Source organism: Desulfoplanes sp. PS50, from assembly GCF_053851535.1.
On sequence record NZ_JBSPZA010000034.1, the window covers coordinates 23,606 to 31,465 of the forward strand.

Annotated in this window: 4 protein-coding genes; all 4 read right to left on the reverse strand. The window is 58.2% G+C overall.

Annotated elements, in window-relative coordinates:
- Positions 1–428 precede the first annotated feature (428 nt).
- A complete protein-coding gene (locus ACTVJH_RS13410) occupies positions 429–3,545 on the reverse strand; it encodes a UvrD-helicase domain-containing protein (protein ID WP_455991637.1) in 3,117 nt (1,038 codons plus the stop codon).
- A gap of 515 nt (positions 3,546–4,060) precedes the next feature.
- A complete protein-coding gene (locus tag ACTVJH_RS13415; protein WP_455991639.1) occupies positions 4,061–4,945 on the reverse strand; it encodes an RluA family pseudouridine synthase in 885 nt (294 codons plus the stop codon).
- A gap of 224 nt (positions 4,946–5,169) precedes the next feature.
- Positions 5,170–6,573, reverse strand: coding sequence for an efflux transporter outer membrane subunit (locus ACTVJH_RS13420; RefSeq protein WP_455991642.1), 1,404 nt, complete (start codon positions 6,571–6,573; stop codon positions 5,170–5,172).
- Positions 6,574–6,577: 4 nt separating this feature from the next.
- On the reverse strand, positions 6,578–7,860 hold a 1,283-nt coding region (locus ACTVJH_RS13425), incomplete at its 5' end, for an efflux RND transporter permease subunit (protein WP_455991644.1).

Consider the following 7,860-nt stretch of genomic DNA (forward strand, 5'->3'; position numbering starts at 1 on the left):
CGCCAGCAGATTACTCCGCATTCCATGAGCATATCTCATGGGTGCCCACTCTCTTTGTATCCCGTTCAACCATCCTTTTTCCGGGGAAACCGGACAAAAAAAGCATTATGTCAGGCAGCCGCTTCCCCTTTCGTGGCCCGGACAGGACAAAAATTTCCAACCCCACGTCGTTTTTGATACAAAAAGGCCACGTTCAGTCTTCTGGGGCATCCCTCTTGCTAGACATTTCCCGCACAACACCTGAACCATCAGCCACCAGCTTATGCGCCATTTGCGATCACTCTTCCAGCACTACTGTAATCCCCTGCACATCTATTGCCGGCTGAGAGAAATGGGCATAACGCCCCATGCGGCTCTACGAATGTGCTCCGTGTACGAACGCGTTCTGTTCAGAAAATTCCAGAGATAATCGCTGACTTGAAGTTTCGTCAGCGGCTTGAAAGCTGACTCGTTTGAAACATCGTGAGCTGTTTTTCCTGCACCTTGGTATGGGCCTTGGCCGACCGCACGCTCAGCCCTTCCACGGAAAGATCCTTCAAAAACCGCGTCGGTCTGCCATGCAGGGTGTGGCCGAAAATTTTGCGTTCCCTGCTGTGGCTCAGATACACCCGTTGTCCGGCACGGGTCAGCCCCACATAAAAAAGCCTGCGTTCCTCGTCCACATCCGAACGGGCTGCACCGCTGCGAACCTTGCCCATAAGGATATCCACCCCCACAAAAGGAAGAATGCCCTCTTCCAGTGCCGGAAGAAAAACCGCTTCGAATTCCAGCCCCTTGGCGCCATGCAGACTCATGATCTGAACCTTCTGAGAGTGCGAGCGGATCGCTTCGAGCTCGCTCTCGAGACTGATCTGGTTGAGCACCCCTGCCCAGGATCCATGCTCCCGAAAGCGGGCTGAGAGCGTTTTAAACGGGGTACTCGACCAGAACATCCGGTCAAAGGGCGGGGTATCTCCCAGGTATCGGGCAATATGGTCGGGCCCCTTGGTCAGAATAGAATCCGGGCAGACCGGCTCGACATCTTCGTTGATGATCCCCAGGACCGCTCCGGCCTGGGCAAGAATTTTTTCCACCCGGGGATCCTTGAAAAACGCTTCCGCCTCAGGTGCGGCACAGGGAATACCCATCTTTTCCAGGGTCTTCCTGTACAAGGGAATGAGGGCCTTGATCCTGACCAGCACGGCGATATCTCCGGGACCGACTCCGCCCTGATTACCCGCATCGGCCTGCCAATGAGCGGTACCACCTATGAGCGAAAGAATCTTCCCTCCCATCCAGGCCGCCTCCTGAGCCGCAGTCTCCGCCTGGAACAGAACCGTCCTGCCCTGATCCTCACGCACAGCCGTCAGCCCCGAGGCTTCCGGGAAGACGCCTCGTGCCAGATTGAGCACCTGCTGGGTCGACCGGTAGTTCTTTTCCAGAGATACGGTCACCAGATTCGGCCAAAGGGCCTGCAGATGGTCCAGAACATTTGAGATCGCCCCTCTGAACCCGTAGATGGACTGGTTGGGATCGCCGATAGCAAAAAATCCCTTTCCCTGATCCCCGGTCAGTGCCGTAACCAGGGCCATCTGCAGGGGTGAAAGATCCTGGACCTCGTCAACCAGAACATGAGCAAAACGTTCCTGGTCATCCGCACCGGCTTCGTCCCGCAATTGTTCCAGCCAGAACTCGAGTAAATCTGTGTAATCGACCAGATTCCAAACCGATTTCTGACCCGCATAGTTCAGATAATACGTTGAAGAATCGGTTCGGCCCAGTTCCCTGTCACGGCCCATGGTTTCCCAGGTCTGCTTGAGGCTCTGGCCCAAAAGATCCGGGTTGGCCGCAGCAAAGATGGACCGGGCTCCCTCCTCGGAGAGAAGAACCGGGGGCTCTCCGAGTTTCTCGGACCAGAAGGCAAATCCCATGGCATGCAGGGTATCTGCCCGCACCTGTTCCGCGTTCTCGCCCAATTGGGCCAATCGTTCCCGGATCTCCCGGGCCGCCCGCCGCGTAAAGGTCACGACCAGAATCTTCTTCGGATCTTCTCCCTGGGCCAGCAATTTTTCCACCCTGCCCATCAGGGTCTGGGTCTTTCCCGTACCAGGCCCTGCAAGGACCAGCACCGGATCGGGACCTGCGTCCATGGCCTGTTGCTGCAAAGAATTCGGGGCATATGCGGGTTTGAGCGCATCGGGAACCGTCCCGCAGGGATCCGGATCAGTTGGCTTCTGATCACCGGTCGTGGCTTGCGGGGTAACGGGAATAGGCATCATGGCCCTGCCCCGCTTGAAGGATTCCCGTTCCTGCCGGGAAAAAACCGAAATAACCCCGTAGGTTCCGTCAAATCCTCCCTGCTTGATGACCTGACCATTCCGGAGTCGTGCAATACCCTCTGCCAGGGGGGCTGAACGGTGTTTGAGATCCTCCAGGGGAATCGAACGCAGAATCTGCATTTCCGAGCCAAAATGTCCTATCAGTGAGTTGTACATCCTGGCCACTTTCTTGGTCTTGGGGCCGGTACCCACGATTTCCGAGATGATTTCCGGCAGAGGGATGAGCGAGGTGAAACCGGGATGCCCAATGGGTCGCACCGGGGTTGTGCGGTCCGCCAGCTCGAGAACCCGGCTTAAAACACCCACCGTCAGGGGTTTGCCGCATACCGGGCAGATATTGTTGTGGATCCGTGTCGTCCGGGGATCGATGACCACCCCGCATTTGCGATGCCCGTCAAGATGATACTTGCCCTCCTCGGGATAGAATTCAATGGTCCCCCGGAACTCCGTAGCAGAAAGCTGCCCCTTGAGGGCCCTGAAGATCCCGGTATAATCCCGGTCCCCATGAAAAACATTGGCCTCACGTCCCAGGTTGGCCCCGGAATGGGCATCGGAATTGGAGACCAAAGCATACCTGTCCAGATCGGACCACAGCCAGTTCATGGCCGGATCAGAAGAGAGTCCGGTTTCCACGGCAAAAATCTCCGGGGTCAGGTCCCCGAAACACGCCTCCATGGTATCGAATCCCGACTTGGAGCCGAAGACGGAAAACCAGGGCGTCCAGATATGGGCGGGGATGAGATAGGCCTCTGGATGAATTTCCAGAACCATCTCCAGAAGGTTGCGCGAGTCAAGACCCAGGATGGGCCGGCCGTCGGATTCGATGTTGCCGACCTGGGCGAGCCGGGCGTTGAATTTCTTCACCGAGTCCAGATCAGGCATGTACACGAGGTTGTGCACCTTCCTGACCCTGCCTCCCCGCTTGTAGATGGAACTGATCTCCGAACTGAGCAAAAATCGAACCCGGCAGGAAAGATCTATGTCCTCCATGCCGGGTATCTCCTGGTTCAGTCCCGTGGAATCCTTGAGGCGGAACAGACCGCTCTCATCGGGTTCGAGTTCATCCTCGAGCATGGCCAGCCAGCCCGGATGCGTGAAATCACCGGTCCCGACGACATCAAGACCCTTGACGCTCGCCCAGGCGGCCAGATTGCGGAAGGTCAGGTTTTTGCTGGTGGCCCGGGAAAACCGGGAATGAATATGCAGATCTGCCAGAAACGTGCCCATGGGTCAAAATCTCCGGTTAGACATCTCAGGATGAAGGATGTTCCCACACACGAAGCGCAATGGAGCGAAACGCTCCCACAACATGCCTTCAAACCGGCCGGGGGGCAAGGGGCAGAGGCTGTTTTTTGGCGGGAATGGATAGGGGTGCGAGAAAAGGAAGAAGGGAGAAGGTTTAAGGTTAAGGGTTAAGGGAACAGCTGCGGAGATGATGGATGCAGGGAAGACGGGAAAGGATTCCACAAAACATCGTAGGGGCAGATTCCATATCTGCCCTCAAGGCGACAGGAAAAAAAGAAGAAACGGAGAAGGAAGAAAAAAAAGGAGAAAGGAGAAAGGGAGAAACGAAAAAGAAAGAAGGGCAGACGAAAAAAACAGTCATCCCGGACGTGATCCGGGATCTCTATGAATTTGCCCTTGCCGTAACGTTTTGGTCACTTTCATGCCCTTCAAGATCCCGGCCTGCGCCGGGATGACGATAAAGAGCAAAAATTCGGCTCCAAAACAACAACTCTTTTTCAGAACTCGCTCCCATCCACCCGAAAAGTCCCGGTCCACGGGGGAAGAACCGAAAACTGGAATCCATCCCAGGACAGACTCCAGGCATGCAGGAGCATGGTTGCATGGGTCGGCCCGCCGTATTTGGGATCACCGATCAGGGGAAATCCCCGGGATGCCAGCTGGACGCGGATCTGATGGGTCCGACCGGTGAGAAGCCGCACAGCCAGCAACGAAGCATCGGAACGCACGATCACGCCCCTGACCTCGCATGCAGACTCTTTGCCCGTCCCCGTACGCATCTTTTCCCGTCCGGAACCGCCGGACTTGGCCAGCCTGTCGGTGAGCCGGATCGGATCACGGTGTGTCCACGTCCCCTGCACCCAGGCCAGATAGACCTTGCCCACCCCGCCCGTCTTCCACCTATCCTGCATGGAACGTAAAAACCCGTAGGACTTGGCCACCAGGAGTATGCCCGAGGTATTCTTGTCCAAACGGTGCACCGGAACCGGGGCAAAGGGCGCATCCGAAAACATGGTCTGCAGCCTGGTAATCACACTGTCCGTCCATCCGGTTCCGGGATGCACGGGCAGCCCGGCGGGTTTGTTCACCACCAGCATGTCCCGGTCCTCGGACACGACGGACAACGCAAGCTTCGATCCTTTTCTGGGGGACGGGGGAGGATGGACAGGATTCTTCGTCTCAAAGGGAGGAATACGCACATTCTGCCCTTCTTTCACCCGGTCGAAAGGCTTGACCCGACGACCGTCCACCCGGACCTGCCCCTTGCGGATGACCCGCATGAGGGCGGACTTGGGCACGTCCCGGCCCACCCGCCGCTGCAACAGCTGCAGGACCTTCTGCCCGGCTTCCTCGGACTGGATGGTGATGTGGGTTACGGGCATAATGGCTGGTTATTCGTGATGGTGCTCCGGGGACGACACCTACGCGACTCCACGATTGCAATATTGGGGCTGTTTTTCTGTCGAGTCATGAAAATAAGGTACCACTCTTCGAACCGAATTTTCATCCCCGGCCTTCACGATCACGAATCAAGCCCGGGATGACGGCAGGTTCGGTTCTGTGAACTCTCCACTGCGCACTGCGTACTGAGCACTGCGCACTATCGTCACTCTTCTCCACCCCCGCCTCCGAGAACCGCATACAACCGGGCCTCGTTGGCGAGCCGGACCAGTTCCAGGGACGTAAGCCCCTGCCGGGCCTCCACCAGGGACCGCTGGGCGTCGAGCACGCCCAGATAACTGTCGATTCCCTTGGCATACCGTTTGTTGGACAGCTCATACGTCCTTGCCAACGATCCCACAAGAGCCTCCTGGGCTGCTATCTGCCGGCCGATGTATTCCTGAACAGCCAGGGCGTCGGCAACCTCCTTGAAGGCCGTCTGAATGACCTTTTCATATTCGGTGAGCAGGATCTTCTGCTGGGCCTTGCTCACCCTATAGGCCGCCCATGTGCGGGGATCGAAGATAGGCATGGCCACACCGGGGGTGAAATTCCAGGTATCCGACCCGGACCCGAACAGGCCGGACAGCTGATCACTCGCCGTACCGATGGTAGTCGTGAGAGAAATGGACGGAAAAAACGCCGCCCGGGCCGCGCCGATAACGGCATAGCCGCCCTTGAGACGGTGCTCCGCGGCCATGATGTCCGGACGATGGAGAAGGATTTCCGAAGGCAGCCCCGGCGTAACGGTCCGGGGTGGGACCATAGCCCCCAATCCCCCGGGCAGAAGCCGCTTTGGCACGGTGCCCCCGGCCAGAAGGTTGAGGGCGTTCACGGCCTGGGCCTCGAGCATGGTGTACCGGGCAATGTCTCCCCGGGCCGTTTCAACGGGGACTTCCGCCTGATGAAGATCAAGCTCAGTGCTCAATCCTACCTCGTACCGCCGCTTTATGAGAGACAGGGTGGCTTCCTGCACCGTGAGGGTCGACCGGGCCAGGGCGAGATGCTCCCGATTGGCGGCCAGATCCATATACGCCTGAGCCACCCCGGCAACCAGGGCTATCCGGACACTGCGCGCAGCCTCTTCCGTAGCCAGATACTCCTGCAGGGCCTGGTCCTTGAGGCTGCGGATGCGACCGAAGAAATCGATCTCCCAGGCAGCGATGCCCAGATCCACGCCGAACGCCTCGGATGTCCTGGATGTCCCCGGTGTTGTGAAGTCTTCGGCGGTCTGCTCTTTTGTTGCGGTACCGGTGACACCGATCCCGGGATAGAGTTCGACCCGCTGCACTCCATACAAAGCCCGGGCCCGGGCCACATTCAGGGCGGCGAGCCTGAGGTCGCGGTTGTTTTCAAGGGCCAGATCGATAACCTGCTGCAGGTTGTTGTCGGGGAAAAACGCCTTCCACGGCAATTCCGGGGCAGTGGGTACACCATCTACGGCCGCAGTTGCATTGCCTCTACCGGGCCATTCAGCAGGAACAGGCGCACCGGGCCGCTCGTATGTCGGGGCCAGACTGCATCCCCCAAGAATAAAAACCGCCCCGGCAATCAGAACCATTAGTTTCATTGAACTATGCATTGTCCTTCCCCCCGGGAGTATCCGGTTCCGTGTACTTCATGGTCATCTTCTTCCTATGTCGTCCCAGTCCCCTGTAGATGATCACATAAAAGAGCGGGGCAAACATGGTGACCAGGAGGGTGGAGGTGACCATACCGCCCAGCACACCCACGCCGATGGCGTTTTCCGCCCCGGCCCCGGCACCCGTGGCGAGGGCCAGCGGCAGCACGCCGAACCCGAAGGCCAACGAGGTCATGATGATGGGACGCAGTCGCAGTTTGGCCGCCTCCATGGTGGCCGAGACCAGAGGCGCGCCTTCGTCCACCTTGGCCCGGGCGAACTGAACGATCAGAATGGCGTTCTTGGTGGTCAGCCCCAGAATGGTGAGCAGACCGATCTGAAAATACACGTCATTGGGCATGCCCTTCATGGTCGAGGCCATGACCCCGCCGATGACCCCCACGGGCAGACAGAGAAGAATGGCGATGGGAATGGGCCAGCTTTCATACAGGGCTGCCAGGCACAAGAAGACCACGAATATGGAAAAGGCGTACAAGAGCGGCGCCTGGGAACCGGCCATGCGTTCCTGATAGGACAGCCCCGTCCAGTCGAATCCTATCCCCTGAGGCAGCTTGGAAGCCATCTCCTCCATGGCCTGCATGGCATCACCGGAACTCTTTCCCGGAGCGGGTTCGCCCCATATATTGATGGAAGAAAACCCGTTGTACCGTTCCAGGAGCGGCGAACCAGTGGTCCATTTTCCCGTTGCAAAGGACTCGAAGGGAACCATCTCTCCTGCGGTATTGCGCACATATATCCTTTTCAGATCCTCGGGCAGCATGCGGTACGGTGCATCGGCCTGAACAAAGACACGCTTGACCCGCCCCGCCTGGATAAAATTGTTCACATAGGCACTGCCAAAGGCCGCCGAAAGGGTCAGATTGATGGAACTCACCGGTACCCCCAGGGCTCCGGCCTTGGCCCAGTCGATATCGATATGGTATTCGGGCACATCGTCCATGCCGTTGGGTCGAACCCGGACAAGGCGCGGGTCCTTGGCCGCCATGCCCAGGAGCTGGTTTCTGGCGGCGATGAGTTTTTGATGTCCCAGACCACCGCGATCCTGCAGCTGGAAGTCGAAACCCACTGCATTCCCCAATTCGATGACCGCAGGCGGGGGAAAGGCAAAGATCATGGCCTCCTTGATCCGGGAAAAGGCCCCCATGGCCCTGCCCGCAATGGCCGGAACCTTGGTGCCGGGGGTCTGCCTGAGATCCCAGTCCTTGAGCTTGATAA

What these genes read in the sequence shown, in the direction of transcription:
- ACTVJH_RS13410 (WP_455991637.1), bottom strand. Translation starts at nt 3,545, where the DNA reads ATGGGCACGTTTCTGGCAGATCTGCATATTCATTCCCGGTTTTCCCGG.
- ACTVJH_RS13415 (WP_455991639.1), bottom strand. Translation starts at nt 4,945, where the DNA reads ATGCCCGTAACCCACATCACCATCCAGTCCGAGGAAGCCGGGCAGAAG.
- ACTVJH_RS13420 (WP_455991642.1), bottom strand. Translation starts at nt 6,573, where the DNA reads ATGAAACTAATGGTTCTGATTGCCGGGGCGGTTTTTATTCTTGGGGGA.